The organism is Nocardiopsis kunsanensis DSM 44524, assembly GCF_000340965.1.
Taxonomy (GTDB): Bacteria; Actinomycetota; Actinomycetes; order Streptosporangiales; family Streptosporangiaceae; genus Nocardiopsis; species Nocardiopsis kunsanensis.
This window is the reverse complement of record NZ_ANAY01000014.1, coordinates 12018-31185: the sequence shown is the minus strand read 5'-3', so window position 1 is coordinate 31185 and position 19168 is coordinate 12018. Positions and strand designations below refer to the sequence as shown.

The following is a 19168-nucleotide window of genomic DNA, read 5'->3' as shown; positions in this document are numbered from 1 at the left end:
GTCAGGCCGCCTTCCGTGGTAACTACGTGAACGGGCCCGGTGTCCCCGAGCCGCCGGGCCGGCCCGGCACCACACCGAACTCACCGAGCAGCCACAGGAACGGGTCGGCCACCCGGTACGGGCGCACACCGCCGTGCACCCGCCGCCCCGGCCCCGGGTCCGCACCCAGCGCCGAGACCCCGAAGTAGCGGGCCCGCCGGTAATGGGTACGCACGTGGTCGTCGATGCCGCCCCCGCCCCACCGGTGCAGGAGTTGCTGGATCTGGGCGTGCACGTCCTGGCCGTCGGCCGCCCCCGGATGCGCCGCGTCCGGTTGCGGACGCCGCAGCGGGGAGCCGTCGTCCAAGTGTTCGCGCAGCACGTCGAGCTTGGTCACGCACACCGCCAACGGCACCTCCACCCACCGCCGGGTCGGCGCCCGCCCCAGCACCAGCGCCTCGGTGACCCGCTCCAGCACGTGCAGCGGGTCCTCACCGGGGCCGGCGGGCGGCGGCAGGTCCGTGCCCGGACCCAACAGGTCGCGCACACCCGCCAACCGCAGCGGGTCCACCAACAGCACGATCCCGTCGGCGCGGTCCAAGTAGCGCAGGTGCGCCGCCACGCTCTCCTGGCTGGTCAGGTCCTCCCCGGCGGTGTCGAAGAAGGACAGCAGCGTGTGCCGCGGCGAGCGCACACCCCACGGGGCCCGGTTCCGGGTCGTGAACCGGAACACCAACGGCTCCCGCACGAGTCCCGTCGGCCGCGTGGCCTGCAGTAACGTCGCCCGGTCGTAGAGCGGGGCCTCGTGGTCGGCGACGAACCGCTGCCGGGTCCGGTCGTCCGAACCGCCCACCGACGCGCCCAGACGGGACCCGACCCGGTTCATCAACTCGTGCACCAGCACCGTCATGAACACCGTCTTGCCGACCTCACGCGCCCCGACCAGAGCGATGAGCCGCCCCCGGATCCGCGCGAACCGCACCGGCAGCTGCGCGTGGCACACCGGGCACACCTGCCGGCCCGTCCGCCCCCGGCACCCCGTACAGATCGCGTGCCCGCGCCGTCCGTCCGCGTCGAAGACCGGCGGCAACACCTCGCGCCGCCCCAGATGCGTCCGCAGCGCCGCGTCCTCCACCGGTTCGCAGCGCCGGCCGCGGGGACCGGGCAGCCCGGTGCACCGGAACCGGATCCGCCGTGCGGGAAAGTCCGCGTAGCAGTACGGGCACACCAGCGGCCGCTTCTGCGGCGGTACCGGCAGCGCCCGCGGAACACGCCATCTCACAACCGCAACTCCCGTACCGAGGGTTGACGCAACCGCACCTGAGCCGACCCTTCAGACTCCGACACCAGAAAACACATGAGCCAGCCCGGCCCCGAACCCCGGGGCGGGCGCACCCGCACCTGCGTGTGCTCACCCGCCCTCCGGGGCCCGGCCGGGAAGGTCGCCAACACCTGCCCCTGCGCCACCGAGTGCGGCTGGACCCGGCCCGGGGCGTGCACCACCGCGATCTCGGGCACCTCCCCGGAGGTCTCCGCGGTCAGGTGCACCGTGCGCTCCCGACGCCACCACCCCGCCGGCTCCACCCGGTAGGCCACCACCACCGCACCCGGCACCCTCGTCCGCACCGGAGCGCTCATCGCCTCACCAGCCCCATCGGGCACCGCCGTGTACACCGACACCTCCATCGGGCCCGGCCCCATCGCCGCCTCGAACCCGCCCTCGCGCTCGTACCGGCGCCGGGAACAGAACGAACGGCCGCCCCCGTCCGCGGCCTCGTCCCCGTGCCCGGCCTCGTCCCCGCTCCCGTGCCCGGACCCCGGCGGGCTCCACAGCACCAAGGCACGGGCCGCGTGCTCGGGCCAGGACCACGACAACCGCACCGTCGACCCGAACCGCTGGGTCCGCAGGTCCCGTACCTGCGGCACCTCCGTGACCCGGCAGTGCGCACCCGCCACCCGCTCCTCACCGGCCACCGTCACCGCCAGCACGTGGCTCGTGCCCGGCGGGACCGGCACCCGTACCCCGGTCCGGCCGCCCGCCACCGGCTCCGGAGCCTCCGCCGCCTCGGTACCGAACGCCGCCAGGTCGTGCTCGCTCAGCCGGGTCCCCCGAGGCCACACGGGCTCACGCGGACCCACCCACACCGACACACGGCCGAGCGGGAGCGGGGACCACGACACCACCGTGGACCCGGCCCGGTGCTCCACCGCCAGATCCGGCACCGGCAACGGACCCGGCCCAGGCGCAGCCCGGCGCACCAGCCCCTCCGAGGTACGCGTGAGCCCGGACGAGGTCAGGTACACCACCCGGACCCGGTAGAAGTACTCCCGCCCCGGCTCCACCGTGTGGTCCTGGAACCCCGACCCGTCCGTGGGCACAGCAACACCGTCGCCCGCCCCGCGCGGGGAAGCTCCGCACGCACGCAGCACCTCCACCCGGACCGCCTCCTCCGGCGCCCGCCAGGAACCCCTCACCGAACACCGTCCCGAACGCAGCCGCAGATCGGCCACCTCCGGGGTCAGCATCACCGCCTCCGAAACCACCGGTGCCGAGGAAGCACGGCCTCCACGCACCGCGACCACCGAGTACCGGGCGTCGGTACCCACCGGCAGCTCCGGATCGACCAGCTCGGTCCCGGCCAACTCACCCACCACGGTGCTGCGTGCCGCCGTGCCGCGCCCGGTCACACGTTCCACCCGGTAACGCACCCCGCCCGCCAGACTCGGGCTGGGCTGCCAGGACACCACGGACCCGCGGCCCCGCACCCGCGCCGACACCGACCGCGGCGCCGCCGGCGCGATCTCCGCCAACCGGTCGGTCAGAACCTTGTCGTCGGCGGCCACCTCCACCGCGGACGACAGCGCACGGGCCGCCTCCTCCGGCCGATCACCGCGTAGAGCCTCCTCCGCCCCGCGCACCAACCCCGCGACCTGCTCGCACCGCTCGGCCACCGCCCGACGCAACCCGTGCCCCTCCGGAAGGTCCACCACCCCCCGCTGGGCCTCCCGCAACAGGTTGTCGGCCAACAACGCCCGCACCTCGGCCTCGGTCCGCGTCCCCTCGTCCGGCCCCGGGTCGGCACGCCGCACCGCCGCCGCCAACAGGAGGGCCTCCCGCTCGTCCAGACCCGACCGCACCCACGGGCGCACCAGCCCCGACTCCGACAACGCCGCCGGGCGGCCCCGCAGATCGTCGACGATCTCCCACAACACGATCGCCTCACGCCGGTCCCGGTCGCCGTCCGCCCGCAGGATCGACAGCACGTTCTCCGCGGCCGCCTTGCCGTCGGTGAGGGCCTCCACCCCCAACCGGGTCCGCGCCCGCGCCAACGCCTCCTCGTCCAACCCCGAACCGTCGGCCAGCCGGAACCCGTCCAGCACGGTGAACCCCTGCTCCAGGTTCCGGCGACCGAACACCACCTCCGGCGAGAACACCGCCCCACGTGTACGCAGGTTCTCCCGCAACGTCCGGAACGTGGCCACCGGAGCCCGTACCGGCAGGCGCGGCAGCCCCTCCACCACCTGCACACCCCGGTCGGCCAACACCCGTTCGGCGCGCGGCTCGTCGATGCCCACCGACCGGATCATGCCGCGCAGCTCCGCACGCTCCAACAGCGACGTCGTCAGACTGCCGGCGACCTCGGCCCACTCCCGGCCCGCCTGCACCCGCTCCTGCTCACGGACGGCTGCGAAGTGCGCGTACGTCAGGCACCCCGCCCGCGCCAGGCGCTCGTGCGCCGCCACCAGTTCCACCAGCACCTTCTTCAACGCCCGGCGGCGCACCCGCAGCCCCCGCCAGTGCGTGCACACCTGCTCCACGTGCTCGGTGAAGGCCTCCGGGTCCGTGCGCAGCCGCCGCTCCAGCGCCGGGCCGATGTCGTAGCGCACGAACAGGTCCGCGTGCGGGCCCTCCACCCGCGCGGGTACGAGTACCTCGTCCTCGTAGCGTTTGCGGTCCCGAGCGTCCCAGGACATCGGGCCGTCCCTCCCCTCACGCCGGTCAACCGGAGGTGTGGATCATCCCCACGGCGTCACGGGCACGTTCCAGGCTCTGCCGACTCATCCCGCCGATACGGATGTCGAAACGCACCTGGCTGCCGTGCTCCGGCTCCCAGGCACGCACGTTGAGCAACCCCGTCTCGCTCAGGCGGAACTCCACCCGGAACGGGGTGTTGGCGGGGCTCGGCGGCAACCCGCTCAACAGCGCGTCCCCGATCTGCGCGTTGTGCTCCAGCTCCTCGGAGACCACCGAGCCCGCCTGCTCCCAGACGTCGATCTGCACCGCCTCCTGCTCCGCCCACACCGTCGCGAACCCTTCCTGCGCAACCGCGGGCAGCGGGGTGTTGGCGCTCAACAGGTGACTGACGTACTGGCGGGCCGACAGCGGGTCGTTCTCGTAGACCGGGTCGGCGCTGTCGATGGTCTTCACCCCGAACGCCCGCGGCGACACACCCGTGACCGTCTTGTCGGCCATACGCTCCACCTCCGCGGTGGTCAGCCCCAGGCGGCGGCCCACCTGCTCGGCACGCTCACGTACCGCTCCCGGGTCCTCCTGCGCCCCGTCCATGACGTTCTTGACCTGGCGCACCAGAGCGAACAGAGCAGCGCCCTTGGCCACCGCCAGATCGGGTTCGTGCAGGTGCGGCTCGAAACCGAACCGCTCCCGCAACGCCTCCGTGATCGCCGGGACCCGTGTCATCCCGCCCACCAGCAGCACGTCGTCGAAGGTGTCCACGCCCCGCTCGCGCGCGGTGGCCACGGTGCGTTCGGTGATGGACAGGGTGCGTTCCAACAGGTCGGAGGTGAGCGCCTCGAAATCCTTCCGCCCCAGCTCCACCTGCACTGCCGACCCCGCGAACCGCAGGTTGTGCCGCGCGCTCTCGCGCACGGTCAGCGACCGCTTGAGGCGCTCGGCGGCCGCCGACACGTCCTGCAGGAACTGCTCGTCCCCGCCCGGGTCGGTCTCCGGGTACTGCGCGGAGAAGCGCTCCAACAGGTGGTCGGTGAGCTTCTCGTCCCAGTCCGCACCGCCCAACCGGTGGTCGCCGTCGGTGCACACCACCCGCACGTCGTTGTCCTCGACGCGGATCACCGTGGTGTCGAAGGTGCCCCCGCCCAGGTCGTAGACGAGCAGGTGGCGCGGGCCCCGGCCGGAGTCCAGGCTCTGGTAGTGCAGCGCCGCCGCCACCGGCTCCGGAACCACGTCCAGTACCCGCAGCCCCGCGATCTCCCCGGCCCTGCGGGTGGCCTCGCGCTCGGTCACCCCGAAGTAGGCCGGGACGGTGACCACGACCTCCTCCACCTCGGCCCGCTCGTGCTCGCCGGCCGCACGCGCCAACTCCCGGAGCAGCAGCGCCGAGACGGTCTCGGGGCTGTGCTCCTGCCCGTGGAACTCGAACCGCGCCTGCTCGCCCATCTGCCGTTTGACCAGGGACACCACCTGATCGGGCAGGAGCAGCGCGGTGTTCTTGGCCTCCTCACCGACCACGACGTTGGTGGGTGACTCGAAGAAGACCACCGACGGGGTGGTGTCCTCGCCCGCAGCGTTCTTGGTGATGTGCGCGCGCCCTGTGTCGTCCACCGCCGCCACACACGAGTAGGTGGTGCCGAGGTCGATTCCGTACGTGTTCAATGGACCCTCCTGGTCACGGCGGCGCGGGCACACCCGTGCCGGGCGGACGACGGGCGGTGCCACGGACCGGGGCCGGGGACCGGGTTCCACGGATCCTTTCGGCACCGTTTCCCGGGCCAGATCATATATCCGTGCGGACCATTCTTTGCGCTCCTCGGGAAAAGGGTGTTTCGAAATTGGTGTTATCGGATGTTCTTCGGAGGTGCGGATGATTCGGGGCAAATGTATTTTCTTGCTTTCCCCGGAACGTGAGGGAGGGGTGGAATGTGAAGAAGGGGTGGCCTGCGGCAGCAACAGCCGGACCCGGCCCCTGCAGCCACCGGTGCCGGCGCTCCTTCGGGCGCCAACACCGGCCCGTATTTCCTGAGAGCACTGACAACCGCCGAGGGCGGTGACAGCAGGACCCGAACCACGTACACGCGTGAACCCCGGCCGCAATGCTCTGCCGGGAATGCGCGGGCCCGGACCACGTGGCGGCAGGTTCCGGCCCGGGTGCAGAGTGGGGGTATGCCTTCCGCGACATCAGCCCCGTTGTGGGCTCTGACCGGTGCCGTCGCCGCCGGGGGAGCGCTCGGCGCCGCGGCCCGGTACGGGCTGACCCTGGCTTGGCCGTCCCCGGTAGCGGGGATGTCCTGGACGGTCCTGGCGATCAACGTCACCGGCAGCCTGCTGATCGGCGTGCTCGTGGAGGTCCTCGCGCACCGGATTCCTCGGAACCCCTGGGTGCGGCCATTCCTGGGTACGGGTTTCCTCGGCGGATACACGACCTTCTCCGCCTACGCCATGGACGTGGTCACAGCCCTGGAACGCGGTGCCCCCGAAACTGCGCTGGCCCACCTCTCGCTGACCCTGGCCGGCGCGCTCGTGGCTGCTTGGGCGGCCTCGGCCCTGACCCACCGGATCCTGCAAGGAGGAGACCCGTGAGCGCACTCGCCGTCGCCGTGGGCGCCGCGCTCGGCGCCCCCGTCCGGTTCCTCGTCGACCTGGCACTACGCGGTGTGCTGGGTGCCGCCTTCCCTTGGGGCACGCTCGCCGTCAACGCCACGGGATCACTGCTGCTCGGCGCGCTCCTCGGGTTGCCGTTGTCCCCGCAGGCCATGGCGGTGTGGGGCACCGGGTTCTGTGGCGCGCTGACCACGTACTCGACCTTCGCCCTCGAGACCGTGCAGCTGGCACGCGGCGGTACCGGGCGCCGGGCAGCGGTGTACGTGCTGGTCAGCCTCGCTCTGGGGACCGGTTCGGCCTGGGTCGGCCTGGCCGTCACCAGCGCCGTCGTGAGCTGACCCGGGCCTGCGCCGCGCCCCGCCGCCGACCGCCTCGGCCTCTCAACCGGTGACCTGTTCGATGCGTTCGGCCAACTCCTCCGACAGCATCTGCGAGTAGGAGGCCGTCATGTGGTGGTAGTCGCGGTAGACCACCACGTTCCCGATGACCGGTGCGCACCGGTCATCACCGCAGAACAGGTCCGACATGTCGAGCAGGTGCACGTCGTCCTCCATGGCGCGGGCCGCCTGCACCTGCGGGTCCACGTCCTCGAAGGCGACCTCGCGGGGCACTGAGCACTGAGACAGGTCGTCGTTGTGCTCCTCCAGGCACTCGAACACGTCCCGGTCGGTGACGGGGGTGTCGCGCATGGCCACCAACCGGTCGGTGTGCCGGGCGGCCTCCTCCCACTGCCGGACCAACCCGTCGGCGAGTACGCCGGCGGCGTCGTCGCCCGGGTCCTGCGGGGTCACGTTCCTGGATGCGCTGGAGAAGACCACGTCCGGCTCCATCCCGGCCAGTTCCTCCATCACCGCAGCGTTCCACTGCTCGCACTCCTCGTAGTCCGAGCCGTCGTTCCACCGCACCGGTACAGCGGTGAACGCACACGCCGACTTGGTCAGCGAGACCACCCGCCAGCCGCGCTCGTCCCCGACCCTGTCCAGCGCAGGCACCCACTGGGCGGCGTGGGAGTCACCCACCACCAGCACGGTCCACTCGCCGTCGGGGTCGCCGTAGACACAATCGGTGCGGGGTTCGACGTCCCTGCGTTGGCCCTGGCAGTCGTCCTCGTAGAGCTGGGGATTGTCCTCCTCGGCCTCCACCAGCGGCGGGTACAGTTCCGCGCCGTTGGAGGCACTGCCCTGCGAGAGCGCCGCCGGGCCCACGTGCACCCGCGGGTCGAAGGGCACGGAGGAGAACTGCTGCACCCGGGCCAGCGAGGCGAAGCCCACCGCAGACACCGCCACGATCCCACTCAGGGCCATCACCCCGGCCGTGCGGATGCCCGGGATCAGCCCGCGTTCGCGTACCGGGTCCTCCACCCACACCTTCGTCAACCACGACAACAGGACCGCGGCCGCCGCCACGGCGACCATCTCCAACAGACCCAAGGACGCCGAGCCCGACCACGTCAGCGCGAACACGATCAACGGCCAGTGCCACAGGTACAGCGAGTACGAGATGTCGCCGAAGAACTGCGCCGGGGCCGTGTTCAGCGGGGTCCGCGTGTGCCCGGCCGCGATCACCGCCGCACTGCCCAGCACCGGCAACAGCGCCGTCCAGCCCGGGAACGCGGTCGCGTCGTCGTAGGCCAGCGCGGAGACCCCGATCGCCGCCAGGCCCGCCCACACGAGCGGGGCGCGTGCCGCCGGGGACAGGGCCCGGTGCGCGAGCACGACCGCGACCAGTCCGCCCACGGCCAGCTCCCAAGCACGGGTCGTCGGCAGGAAGTAGGCCGCTGCCGGATTCTGCGCCGTGTGCACCACCGAGTGCGCAAGCGAGACCACCGACAACACGCTCAGGCCTGCGACCAGAACCCTGGGGGTGGTCCGCCACCGCTGTACAGCCCCTGCCCACAACATGAACAGCAGCGGCCACACCAGGTAGAACTGCTCCTCCACGGCCAGCGACCAGAAGTGCTGGACGGGACTGGGCGGGGCGTCCGAGGCCAGGTAGTCCACCGCCTGTTGTGCCAGGTACAGGTTCTCCACGTAGGCGGCCGAAGCGATCAGCTGCCACGCGGCCTCGCTCAGGCGGGTGATCGGCAGGAACACCAGCGCCACCGCACCGGTCACCAGCAGCACCACCGTCGAGGCCGGCAGCAGCCGGCGCACACGGCGCACGTAGAAGCGGGCGATGGAGATCCGGCCGTGCTCGCCCGCTTCCCGGTACAGCAGGGACGTGATGAGAAAACCCGAGATCACGAAGAACACGTCGACGCCCACGTACCCGCCGGGAACCAGGTCGGGGTCGAGATGGTAGACGAGGACCAGCAGCACCGCGACAGCACGCAGCCCCTGTACCTCGGGGCGGAATCGGCGTTCGGCCCGGGCCGCACTCGCGCCGTGGTCCCTTCCGTTCTGTGTGGATGGCGTCGGAGGCCGCACGAACAGTGGTCGCATCGGGCAATCGTCCCGACACAAAGGGTCATTTCCAAGGCGACACGGAACCCTCCCGCGTCTTCTCACCGAATGCTCACCCGGGCTTGGTGCGGCGTTCGCCGACCGCGCCTCCCGCAGGCCGGGCACGAAGGGGTGCGAGGGGCGCGGGGGCGCGGGGTGCACGTGTGAGGCTCTTCCGGATCTGCGCTGTCATGTCCGTTCGTGACACGACCGCTCCAGATCTCCGGCAGACTGGCCTACAGACCCCCGGCGGCCCTCTCTCACGCCCCGGCCCCGGGAACTTCCCCAGCCCCCAGGGCGCACACACGGAGCGGTGGCGTTCCCACGTTCCGTGGCCGTGCTCCCGGTCCCGCCGTGAGAGGAGGGCGCGACCATTTCCCTCAACGACGCACGCACCGCCGTGGCCGGTTCGGTCCTCGCGGCCACCGTCGTGGTCGTCGTACCCGCCGTGCTCCACCCTCTGATGGGGCCCTGGACGCTGCTGTGGCCGGCCCTCGTCATGGCCGGCGCCGGGTTCCTGCTGGTGGGCGGCCGCGTCACCATCGACCGGCCCGGCCGGCGAAGCGGCGCCCCGGACCGCCGCGAACGGCACGCGGGCGGCCCCGCCCACGTGCACGGCCCCACCGTCGGCGACGAGGCCTCCCACCCCTACGCCGGCGGCCCCGCGCACGGCACGCGCGTGGGCGAGATCGCCCTGTCCACGGCCGCTGCCGACTACGACCTGCAGTTCTCCGCCGTCGTGCACTGGCGTTGGTCCGGCCACGTCGACCTGACCGTGCGCAACCCCCTGGCCCCCGCGGTCCGCGACGTCGTGGCCCGTGCCGCGGCCAAGGTCGCCCGTACCCGGCCGCGCGACCACGCCCGGGCCGAGTGCGACCTGGGCGCCCACCTCGCCGTCGAGAGCGCCGTGACCGCGACCGGCATCGTCGTGTGGGCCGAACAGGTACGGCTGCGGCTTCCCGAGGAGGACGCCGAACGCCTGGCCCGCCTCAGGAACCTGCGTAAGGACCTCGGCCTGCGCTCCGCTCTCCAGGAGACCGAACGTGGCCACGCCCCGATGGGCGGGGCACACCGCGAGGATGCGGGACTCCAGGAGGAGGCGGGACGCCGCGGGGACGACGCACGCGGCGAGGGCGCGGCGCACCACCCCTGGTCGTGGGGCGAGCGCACGGCGCCGCCGCGCAGCGGGGGAACCAGGACCGGTCGGCGGCCGTGGAGCGGCCACGGCACCGTGCCCGCCGACCCGGACCCGCAGCCGTGGAGCGGGCAGAGCCCCGGCCCCCTCGACCCCGAGGGGGAGCCCGGGGCCGGAGCCCGGTCCCGGTTCGAGTCGCTCTCCGAACCCGGCGGGTCCGGGGGAGAACACGACTACGTCTACCTCGACCCCGTCCACGGCATGCCCGAGGAACCGGTCTTCACCGGCCCCGGGCCCGGGAGCGACGTCGACGACCACGGCTACGAGAGCTACTGGTGGCCGGCCGAGTCGGTCCCCGAGAGCGCGGAGGAGGACGTCCAGGTCGCGATCCTGCGCGGCCTGATCGACGCGGTCCCTGAGCGCGCCGCCCGTGAGGAGTTCGCCGAGAGCCAGCTCCACGCCCTGGAGAAGGCCGGCTACACCGAGGTCGCCCGCCGTGTCCGGGAGGGTTTCTGAGACCCGGCCGCCACTCGCCTCACTCGAAGCTGTAGGCGTCGACCTCGGCGATCAGGGCCGAACGCCGCTCCTCGGACAGGAACGAGGCCGTGAACGAGTTGCGTGCCAGGGAGCGCAGGTCCTCGTTGCTCAGCCCCAGGTGTTCCTGCACGCCCAGGAAGTTGTCGTGGACGTGGCCGCCGAAGTAGGACGGGTCGTCGGAATTGATGGTGACCAGCAGCCCGGCCTCCATCAACGCAGGCAGGGGGTGCACGTCCAGGGTGTCCACGGCGCGCAGGCGCACGTTGGAGAAGGGGCACACGGTCAGGGGCGTTCGGGACTCGGCCAGGCGGGTGACCAGGTCGGGGTCGTCCAGGCAGCGGATGCCGTGGTCGATGCGCTCGGCGCCCAGCAGGTCCAGCGCCTCGCGGATGTACTCGGGCGGGCCCTCTTCCCCGGCGTGTGCGACACGGCGCAGCCCGAGCTGGGCGGCGGCGTCGAAGACCTCGGTGAACTTGGACGGCGGGTGGCCGACCTCGGCCGAGTCCAGGCCGACGGCGCTGAGGTGCTCCAGGTGGGGGCGGGCCGCCACGAGGGTCTCCATGGCCTCGGAGGCGGGGCGGTCGCGCAGGAAACACAGGATGAGGGCGGTGGAGACGCCGTACTCGTCCTCACTGGTCTTCAGTGCCGAGGTGATCCCTTCGAGGACGACCTCGAAGGGGACCCCGCGGCTGGTGTGGGCCTGCGGGTCGAAGAAGATCTCGGCGTGCCGGACGCCCTGGGAGGCCGCGCGGGCCAGGTAGGCCAGGGTCAGGTCGCGGAAGTCCTCCTCCGTGCGCAGCACGTCCATGAGCTCGTAGTACAGGTTCAGGAAGGACTGCAGGTCGCTGAAGGAGTAGGCCGCGCGCAGTTCTTCGACCTCTGAGTAGGGGAGGGTGATGCCGTTGCGCCGGGCCAGATCGAAGGCGAGTTCGGGCTCGAGGGTGCCCTCGATGTGGACATGGAGTTCGGCCTTGGGGATCGGCATGTGCACGAATGATCTCTCTGGTCGATTTGAGGTGGTTAGTGGCTATTGTGACTGATCCCGTCGTGTGGCCGTCGCCCCGGTGGCCGATGACCCGGTGATCCCGTCCCGGTCCGGCCCGGCCTCGGGAGAGTGCGCACGCACCGGGGGCCGGCGTGCCGCACCGCCCCGCTCCCTCTGTCGAAAAACGGTGGGGACCGGACCTTCACGAGGACACCGCACTCGTGCCCGAGCCAGGTGCTCCCCGCCACCGGGCCCCGGCCGTTCCGGCACACCTGCGCACAGGCCCGCCCATCTGCTCGATCACGCATGACCGGCGCAGGTGGGGGTAGCGGGCGGGTACCCCCGTGGAAAAGGCGAGGACCTCGACGGAGGGCACAGCATGGCCACGAAGGATCTGTCCGGCATTCCCCGAACACGCGTACCCGACGCGAGCCTGTCCCTGCTCCGGGACGGTTACGTCTTCATCTCCTCGACCTGCGACCGCCTGCAGACCGACGTGTTCCGGACCCGGCTGATGCTGAAGCGGGCGTTCTGCGTCCGGGGAGCCGGCGCCGCTGAGCTGTTCTACGGCAGCGGCCTGTTCAGCCGGAAGGACGCGATGCCGCCCACCGTCGTCCATCTGCTGCAGGACTACGGGAGCGTGCAGATGCTGGACGGCCACGCGCACGCGGAGCGCAAGCGCCTGTTCCTCGCGCTGCTGGAAGCCGACGGGATCCGGGACTTCACCGCAACGCTGGCCGAGGTCTGGGAGGCACGCGCGGCCCGGATCGCGGCCGGTGAACGGATCGAGCTGTACACGGAACTCAACAGGATGCTCACCGAGGCGGCCCTGCGCTGGCTGGGACTGCCCGCGACACAGAACCAGGTCCGTCTGCGTTCACAGGAGCTCTCGGCGATGGTCGACCACGCCGGGACGACGGGTCCGCACAACGCGTGGGCGCGGATGATCCGGCGCCGCAGCGAACGGTGGGCGGCCCAGGTGATCGCGCTCATCCGGTCGGGTGACCTCACACCCCGGCCCGGCAGGCCCGCCGACCTGATCGCCAGACACACGGAGGAGGGGCGCCCGCTCAGTACCGAGGTCGCCGCTGTCGAGCTGCTCAACGTCGTACGACCGATCGTCGCCAACGCCCGGTTCGTCGTGTTCGCCGCGTTGGCCCTGTGGCAGCACCCGCAGTGGAGACAGGAGTTCGCACGCGGGGACCTGTCCCGGCTCGAGCCGTTCGTGCAGGAGGTCCGCCGCTTCTACCCGTTCTTCCCGCTCATCGGCGGGCGCTCCGTGCGTCCCTTCACCTGGCGCGGTTATGCCTTCCCCGAACAGAGCTGGGTCCTGCTCGACCTGTACGGCACGAACCACGATCCCCGGTCGTGGTCCGAGCCCGGCTCCTTCCGCCCGGAACGCTTCGTGGACAGGGAACCGACGGCCTACGACCTCGTCCCCCAGGGCGGCGGGCCCTACGAGACGGGACACCGGTGCCCGGGGGAGCGGCTGACGATCGCAACGGTGGAGACGATGGTGCGCTTGCTGAGCCTTGCCGACTACACCGTCCCGGCCCAGGACCTGACCTACACGATGCGTGCGATGCCCGCGCTGCCCCGCAGCGGCCTGATCGTCAGCGGTGGGTCCCGGTGAGCTCGGACCCGGCCGCGTCCGGCGGAGAACGGCCGCCGTCAGCGGCATCGCGGTCTCCGACCGCGGCAGCGACCGTGCCGTGGTCGTCGCGGACGCCTGGTGTCCTGCGCCGTCGTGACGCGGACGAGCGGCATGATGGGCCCATGGAGACCCCTGCCCGCGCCACCCCCGGGGCTGCGACGGTTCCGCCCGGGGAAACGCTGTCCCCGGTCCCGCCCCCGATGCCGGGACCGGCCCTGCTCCGACAGTCCTGGGTGGACGTCGCGTTCGTGCACTGGCCGGTGGATCCTGCCGCAGTGGCCCCGCTGCTGCCCGCGGGCACCCGGCCCGACACCCTCGACGGGGCCACTTACGCAGGGCTGGTCGCCTTCCGGGTGACCAGCTCCCTGGTCGCGGGCACCGCGCCCACCGGAGCATTCGACGAGGTGAACGTGCGCCTGTACTCCGTCGACGACCACGGGCGCCGCGGGACGGTGTTCCTGACGATGGACGCCGACTCCGTTCCCGTCGTCGCCTCCGCCCGTGCCGTGACGGGGCTTCCCTACATCTGGTCGGACCTGTCCCTGAAGCGCGGCCCGCACGGTCGCCGTGCGGGCGCGGTCCGGCGACGCTTCCCCGGAACGGCTCGGGGGTCGTGGTCCCTGAGTGTGGGGGAGGCCCTGGACGAGCACGGTGCCCTGGAACGCTTCCTGACCGCGCGTTGGGGACTGCACGCCCGTCATCTGGGGCGTACGCGGTGGCTGAGGATCAGCCACCGCCCCTGGCCACTGCACCGGGCCGAGCTCCTGCACCACGACGGCGACCTGTTGGCCGCGGCCGGCGTGGAACCGGTGACGCGGGAACCCGCCTCGGTGCTGTGGTCACCCGGTGTTTCGTGCTTTCTGCTGCCGATCACTCCGTGAAGCCCGACGCCGCCCCGGCCGGCCGGGGCCCGGCCCGTTCCACGGCCGGTGCACACCAGTGCGGGCGCGGACCGGGCCCCGGGGCTCACCCCTCGTGTGCGTTGATGTCGTCCGTTCCGAGTGCGGGGCCGTGTTCGTAGGCCGTCACGGGCTCGTCGGCGGGAACCTCTGGGTACGGGGGGATCTGCGAACCCGAGAGCTCCGGGGCGGTCAGCTCCATGTTGTTGCTGCTGAGGAAGTTGCCGACGTCGCTGCGCAGGGTCGGCAGCATGCTGTACAGCCGGTCGCCGGGGCACTGAGTGGACTGCAGGTCACGGTGGCCGACGATCGCGCTGGTGGGGCGGTTGTAGTGGTAGCACAGCCACGCGCAGGTCTCGATGAGCGAGCTCCACAGCGCGTTGGTGGGGGAGGTCGAGGTGTAGGTGCCCTCGTTCTCGATACCGACGGCGACACCGTTGTAGTTGGCCACGTGGGTACCGACCAGGTGGTAGCCGCCGTCGACCGCCAACAGCGAGCCGGAACGGCCCTCCATGATGTGGCCGCCGCGGCTGATGGTGTACTGCTGGCCGCTGTCGATCCAGCCGTTGTTGTCCATGTGCCAGTTCTGGATGCCGCGCGAGAGTGAATAGGCGCGGGCCAGGGTGTAGTCGGTCTGGTTCGCGGTCGCGGTGTGGTGCACCACGATGTAGGTCGGTGCGCCGGAAACCGTCCCCGGGGTGCTGCGCGGGGCACGGGCGTTCCAGGCGGAGCGGTTGTGGATCGTGGGGAACGGCGCGCTGGTGGCCGAGGTCCGTGCGTGTGCGGGGGAGGCGAGTCCGCCCAGAGCCACGGCGCCGGCGGTACCCGCTGAGGTGAGGAGCATGCCGCGTCGGGAGAGCAGGTGGGGGCGGTTCTCGTTGTCGCGTGACATTTTTCCGTCCAATGGACACGGGGGAATTCCGAGCGCAAGAAATGTAACAGGGCGTCGACGTTCTTGTCTGTAACCGCGAGATATCGATCGAGTGGATCCGTTGCATTTACTGTGCGTATGCAAAGGGGGATCCCGTTGTTTTTGTCACCTCGGGCCGAAATGTATCCGGTACCTTTTGTTGTGCTGTGGGCGGCCTCGGGTCGGTAACCGCAGGCAGCGGGTGGTGCGGGAGTCGAACTTCCTTGCCCATTCGGGCGACGGTGTCTTGCCACGGGCTGTATGAATTCGAGGGAAGGAAGGTGTTCCTCGGGGGCGGCTGTCGGAATGCAGGGCCATTGTGCCGGGGAGCCACTCCTTTTAGAGTGCGGGTCGAGGAGTTCTCAGCTGCTCTCGGAGGGGCCTTCCTCCACCAGCCGTTCCCAGGCCTCGGAGAGGCTGAGCAGGCCCTCCACCACCTGCGTCCGCTCGTCCGGGGAGAACTCGGCCAGCAGCAGTTCGTCGAGGTGGGCCGCGTGTGCTGCGGTCTCGGCGAGGATCCTTTCCCCTTCGGGGGTGAGGTAGAGGAGTTTGCGCCGTGTGTCACTGGTGCAGGTGCGGCGCTCGATGAGCTGGCGGCGGTCCAGTCTGCGGGCGACATCGGCCATGGTGGACCGGTCGAGCGCTGCCGCGGAGGCCAGTGAACCCTGGTCGCCCCCGGGGGTGCGCCGGATCGCGCGCATCACGGCGAACTGCGGTCCGGTGAGTGTGGAGTCCACGACGCTTCCCCACAGTGCGGTGTAGCTCTGGAAGAGGCGCCGTACCAGGTATCCGGGCGCGGTGAGAAGCTCAGGGGGGATGTCCTGCCGCGGTTGGTCCTGCCCGTCCGTACGGCCGCGTGCGTGGTCCGTCCGGTCGCTGTCTCCCACTGTTCGTCTCCTTCGGTGTACGGCCTTGCTGCCGGGTTGGACGGGCCGGCAGCCCGGACGGCGCAGTGTTCCGCGGCCGAGCCGGGGGCGACCCTATACCGCGCGGAGCAACGATCGATCCGCGGCCTTCACCGAACGCCACGGAAACATCACGCGAACCGAACTTTACACAGAACCACTTGACGTGTGTCCGATCACAGTAGATAGTCAGCATACGGATTGTTTGAGTACTGATGATCTGTGGGTGGCCACGGCTCTCCCCGTGGCCACGACCGGAAACCACCCGCGGTTGGAGGAGTCATGGACCAGAACAACCTCAACGACATGTGCGTGCGCCAGCTGTCCCTCAGCGGTGTCCGCGACGGCGAGACCGTGGCGGTGCTCTCCCAGGGCGAGGAGCGCAGCGACCTGGCCGACGCCTTCCTCTTCGCAGCCCAGGAACTCGGTGCGAACACCTTCCACATGCGCCTGCCCAGCGCACGCGGTGACGGCGGCGCGTGGGCCGTCGGCCAGTCCGGCCTGGCGGGCAACCAGGTCGCCGTCGACGCCCTCAAGCAGTCCGACATGCTCATCGACCTGACCTTCCTGCTCTTCAGCAAGGAGCAGTTCGAGATCCAGGGCGCGGACACCCGCATCCTGACCGTGGTCGAGCCGCCCGAGCTGCTGTCCCGCCTGATGCCCACCCGCGAGCTGCGCGAGCGGGTCGAGTACGGCGCGGAGCTGCTGTCCAAGGCCAAGACCATGCGCATCACCAGCCCCGCCGGCACCGACGTGACCTACAAGCTCGGCGTGTACCCGACCATGAGCGAGTACGGCTACACCGACACCCCCGGCCGCTGGGACCACTGGCCGGCCGCCTTCGTCTTCACCGGCGGGGCCGACGACGGGGTGGACGGCACCATCGTGCTCTCCCCGGGCGACGTCCTGCTGCCGTTCAACACCTACGTGCAGACGCCGGTGACCCTGAAGATCGAGAAGGGTTTCATCACCGACATCAGCGGCGGCCTGGACGCCGAGCTCCTGTCCTCCTACATCGCCTCCTTCGACGACCCGCGCGGTTACGGGATGTCGCACGTGGGCTGGGGACTGGACGAGCGCGCCCACTGGCACGGCCTGACGCAGTTCCCCGGCGGCATGGGCATGGAGCTGCGTTCCTTCTACGGCAACGTCATGTTCTCCATCGGACCCAACAACGAGCTGGGCGGGCCCAACGACACCCCGTGCCACTTCGACATCCCGATGCGCAACTGCAGCCTCTACCTGGACGACGAGCCGATCGTGGTGGACGGCGACATCACCGTGCCCGAGATGCGTCCGACCGGACGCCGCTGACCCCCTGCCGGCACCGCCGCGCACACCACAAACGAGGAGGAACCGGTGACCGACTACCGGATCGGCCTGGTCGTTCCCAGCTCCAACCTGACCATGGAGACCGAGCTTCCGCGCATGCTCCGCGCACGGGAAGCGGACCGGCCCGAGGAACGCTTCACCTTTCACAGCGCACGAGCCCGCATGCAGCAGGTCACGCCCGAGCAGCTGCGGGCGATGAACCAGCAGAGCGAGCGCGCCGCCGCCGAGCTGGCGGACGCACGCCCGGACGCCGTGGCGTCGGCGTGCCTGGTCGCCATCATGGCCCAGGGACCCGGCTACCACTGCACCGCCGAGGACACCATCAGCGGTGTGCTCGACGCCGAGGGCGCCTCGGCCCCGGTCGTGTCCAGCGCCGGCGCCCTGCTGTCGGGCATCTCGGCGCTGGGGGCCAAGCGCGTCGCCATCATCACGCCCTACATGAAGCCGCTGACCAAGATGGTCGCCGACTACATCGAGGACAGCGGGATCGAGGTGGTCGACGCGGTCAGCCTGGAGGTCTCGGACAACCTCGCGGTCGCTGGGCTCGACCCGGCCGATCTGGAAGAGCACAGTCAGCGGCTGAACCTCGGCCGCGCCGACGCCCTGGTGACCTCGGCGTGTGTGCAGATGCCGTCCCTGCCGGCGATCCCCGCACTGGAGAAGCGCGTGGAACTGCCCGTGCTCTCGGCCGCGACCGCGACCACCCACCGGCTGCTCAGCGAGCTCGGTCTGCGGACCGAGGTCCCCGACGCCGGCAGTCTGCTCAGCGGAAACCACCCCGGGAACTGACATGAGAGAGTTCCTCGCCTCCCGTGGGGTCCACCCCTCACTGCACACGTACTTCGTCACGGCGCTGTCCTACATGGCGCTGGGCCTGTTCTCGTCGCTGATCATCGGTCTGATCCTGCAGACGGTCGGCGAGCAGGCCGGAATCGGCTGGTTGGACGAGGCCGGGACCATGACGATGGCGATGATGGGCCCGGCCATCGGCGCGGCCGTGGCCTACTCCCTGAAAGCACCGTCGCTGGTGCTGTTCTCGGCGGTGGCCACCGGGGCCTTCGGCGCCGAACTGGGCGGACCGGCCGGGGCCTTCCTGGCCACGGTGCTGGCCACCGAGGTCGGAAAGCTGATCTCCCAGCGCACCCGCCTGGACATCGTGCTGACCCCGTCGGTGACCGTACTGGCCGGTTTCGGGGTGTCCTGGGCGGCCGGACCGGCCATCGACAGCGGTATGCGCGGCCTCGGCCAGATCATCATGTGGGCCACCGATCAGCAGCCGGTGCTGATGAGCATCCTGGTCGCCGTCCTCATGGGGATCGCGCTGACCCTGCCCATCTCCAGCGCGGCCATCGCGGTCATGATGGACCTGAGCGGACTCGCCGCAGGGGCCGCCACGATCGGTTGCGCTGCGCAGATGATCGGCTTCGCGGTCACCGGGTTCCGGGAGAACGGTTGGGGCGGGGTGGTCTCGCTCGGACTGGGAACCTCGATGCTCCAAGTGCCCAACATCGTGCGGAACCCGCTCCTGTTCGTCCCGCCGACGGTCGCGGGCGCCGTACTGGCCCCCATCGCGACGGTGGGGTTTGCGATGGAAGGCAACGCCGCGGGTGCCGGTATGGGCACCTCCGGTTTCGTCGGCCCGCTCATGACCGTCGAGACGATGGGTTTCAGCGTGGAGGTGCTGCTGATCATCGTGGCCTTCCAGTTCGTCCTCCCGGCGCTCGTCGCCTGGCTGGTCTACCTGCCCATGCGCCGCATGTCCTGGATCACCGACAGCGAACAGCTGATCCGACAGGACTAGGGCCCACCAGCCC

The 19168-nt window shown here is 71.0% G+C and carries 15 protein-coding genes; 8 read left to right on the top strand and 7 right to left on the bottom strand.

The genetic code is table 11. From position 1 onward, the window contains the following. Nucleotides 1-22: 22 nt before the first annotated feature. From D456_RS0111220 to D456_RS0111210, 3 genes are read right to left on the bottom strand one after another with little or no spacing between them, the layout of a single operon-like run. Nucleotides 23-1261, bottom strand: coding sequence for a TRAFAC clade GTPase domain-containing protein (locus tag D456_RS0111220; protein WP_040699111.1), 1239 nt, complete (start codon nt 1259-1261; stop codon nt 23-25). Beyond that, nucleotides 1258-3954, bottom strand: coding sequence for a fibronectin type III domain-containing protein (locus D456_RS26845; protein ID WP_026115769.1), 2697 nt, complete (start codon nt 3952-3954; stop codon nt 1258-1260). The genes D456_RS0111220 and D456_RS26845 overlap by 4 nt, the downstream gene beginning before the upstream one ends. A gap of 25 nt (nt 3955-3979) precedes the next feature. After that, nucleotides 3980-5611, bottom strand: coding sequence for an Hsp70 family protein (locus D456_RS0111210; protein ID WP_017576277.1), 1632 nt, complete (start codon nt 5609-5611; stop codon nt 3980-3982). 507 nt (nt 5612-6118) lie between these two features. Between D456_RS0111210 and D456_RS0111205 the strand changes: the two genes are divergently transcribed. Together D456_RS0111205 and D456_RS0111200 are read left to right on the top strand one after the other, a co-directional pair. Further along, nucleotides 6119-6535 carry a fluoride efflux transporter FluC gene (locus D456_RS0111205; protein ID WP_026115768.1) on the top strand — a complete coding sequence of 139 codons (417 nt, stop codon included), beginning with the start codon at nt 6119-6121 and terminating at the stop codon, nt 6533-6535. Continuing rightward, on the top strand, nt 6532-6894 hold the full coding sequence (locus D456_RS0111200; protein WP_017576275.1) for a fluoride efflux transporter FluC: 363 nt from the start codon (nt 6532-6534) through the stop codon (nt 6892-6894). Before D456_RS0111205 ends, D456_RS0111200 begins: the two co-directional genes overlap by 4 nt. 42 nt (nt 6895-6936) lie before the next feature. Here the strand turns inward: D456_RS0111200 and D456_RS0111195 are convergent, their stop codons facing one another. Continuing rightward, on the bottom strand, nt 6937-8997 hold the full coding sequence (locus tag D456_RS0111195) for an acyltransferase family protein (RefSeq protein WP_204366773.1): 2061 nt from the start codon (nt 8995-8997) through the stop codon (nt 6937-6939). Between the two features lie 400 nt (nt 8998-9397). On the opposite strand from D456_RS0111195, the gene D456_RS0111190 reads away from it, so the two are divergent. Further along, entirely contained in the window at nt 9398-10648 is a 1251-nt protein-coding gene (locus D456_RS0111190) for a hypothetical protein (RefSeq protein WP_017576273.1), read from the top strand. 19 nt (nt 10649-10667) lie between these two features. Here the strand turns inward: D456_RS0111190 and D456_RS0111185 are convergent, their stop codons facing one another. Further along, nucleotides 10668-11654, bottom strand: coding sequence for an adenosine deaminase (locus D456_RS0111185; RefSeq protein WP_017576272.1), 987 nt, complete (start codon nt 11652-11654; stop codon nt 10668-10670). Nucleotides 11655-12033: 379 nt separating this feature from the next. Between D456_RS0111185 and D456_RS0111180 the strand changes: the two genes are divergently transcribed. Both D456_RS0111180 and D456_RS23990 read left to right on the top strand, forming a co-directional pair. Continuing rightward, on the top strand, nt 12034-13287 hold the full coding sequence (locus D456_RS0111180) for a cytochrome P450 (RefSeq protein ID WP_017576271.1): 1254 nt from the start codon (nt 12034-12036) through the stop codon (nt 13285-13287). A gap of 143 nt (nt 13288-13430) precedes the next feature. After that, the gene (locus D456_RS23990) at nt 13431-14189 is read left to right on the top strand and encodes a YqjF family protein (RefSeq protein ID WP_083904559.1); all 759 of its coding nucleotides are present in this window, start codon (nt 13431-13433) and stop codon (nt 14187-14189) included. Between the two features lie 85 nt (nt 14190-14274). Here D456_RS23990 and D456_RS0111170 read toward each other — a convergent pair whose 3' ends face one another. Beyond that, nucleotides 14275-15099, bottom strand: coding sequence for a peptidoglycan recognition protein family protein (locus D456_RS0111170; RefSeq protein WP_017576268.1), 825 nt, complete (start codon nt 15097-15099; stop codon nt 14275-14277). 380 nt (nt 15100-15479) lie between these two features. Then, the gene (locus D456_RS0111165) at nt 15480-16004 is read right to left on the bottom strand and encodes a MarR family winged helix-turn-helix transcriptional regulator (RefSeq protein WP_017576267.1); all 525 of its coding nucleotides are present in this window, start codon (nt 16002-16004) and stop codon (nt 15480-15482) included. Between the two features lie 300 nt (nt 16005-16304). On the opposite strand from D456_RS0111165, the gene D456_RS0111160 reads away from it, so the two are divergent. The 3 genes from D456_RS0111160 to D456_RS0111150 are packed head-to-tail and all read left to right on the top strand — an operon-like array spanning nt 16305 to nt 19155. Continuing rightward, nucleotides 16305-17336, top strand: coding sequence for a M29 family metallopeptidase (locus tag D456_RS0111160; protein WP_017576266.1), 1032 nt, complete (start codon nt 16305-16307; stop codon nt 17334-17336). A 45-nt stretch (nt 17337-17381) separates the two neighbouring features. After that, nucleotides 17382-18143: a maleate cis-trans isomerase family protein gene (locus D456_RS0111155; protein WP_017576265.1), complete on the top strand. Its 762-nt coding sequence runs from the start codon at nt 17382-17384 to the stop codon at nt 18141-18143. Between the two features lies 1 nt (nt 18144). Beyond that, nucleotides 18145-19155, top strand: coding sequence for a PTS transporter subunit IIC (locus D456_RS0111150; RefSeq protein ID WP_017576264.1), 1011 nt, complete (start codon nt 18145-18147; stop codon nt 19153-19155). Nucleotides 19156-19168 lie beyond the last annotated feature (13 nt).

Bases quoted from the DNA above. Each gene is read 5' to 3' on its own strand.
- D456_RS0111150 (WP_017576264.1), top strand. From the start codon at position 18,145: ATGAGAGAGTTCCTCGCCTCCCGTGGGGTCCACCCCTCACTGCACACG.
- D456_RS0111195 (WP_204366773.1), bottom strand. From the start codon at position 8,997: ATGCGACCACTGTTCGTGCGGCCTCCGACGCCATCCACACAGAACGGA.
- D456_RS23990 (WP_083904559.1), top strand. From the start codon at position 13,431: ATGGAGACCCCTGCCCGCGCCACCCCCGGGGCTGCGACGGTTCCGCCC.
- D456_RS26845 (WP_026115769.1), bottom strand. From the start codon at position 3,954: ATGTCCTGGGACGCTCGGGACCGCAAACGCTACGAGGACGAGGTACTC.
- D456_RS0111170 (WP_017576268.1), bottom strand. From the start codon at position 15,099: ATGTCACGCGACAACGAGAACCGCCCCCACCTGCTCTCCCGACGCGGC.
- D456_RS0111185 (WP_017576272.1), bottom strand. From the start codon at position 11,654: ATGCCGATCCCCAAGGCCGAACTCCATGTCCACATCGAGGGCACCCTC.
- D456_RS0111160 (WP_017576266.1), top strand. From the start codon at position 16,305: ATGGACCAGAACAACCTCAACGACATGTGCGTGCGCCAGCTGTCCCTC.
- D456_RS0111205 (WP_026115768.1), top strand. From the start codon at position 6,119: ATGCCTTCCGCGACATCAGCCCCGTTGTGGGCTCTGACCGGTGCCGTC.
- D456_RS0111180 (WP_017576271.1), top strand. From the start codon at position 12,034: ATGGCCACGAAGGATCTGTCCGGCATTCCCCGAACACGCGTACCCGAC.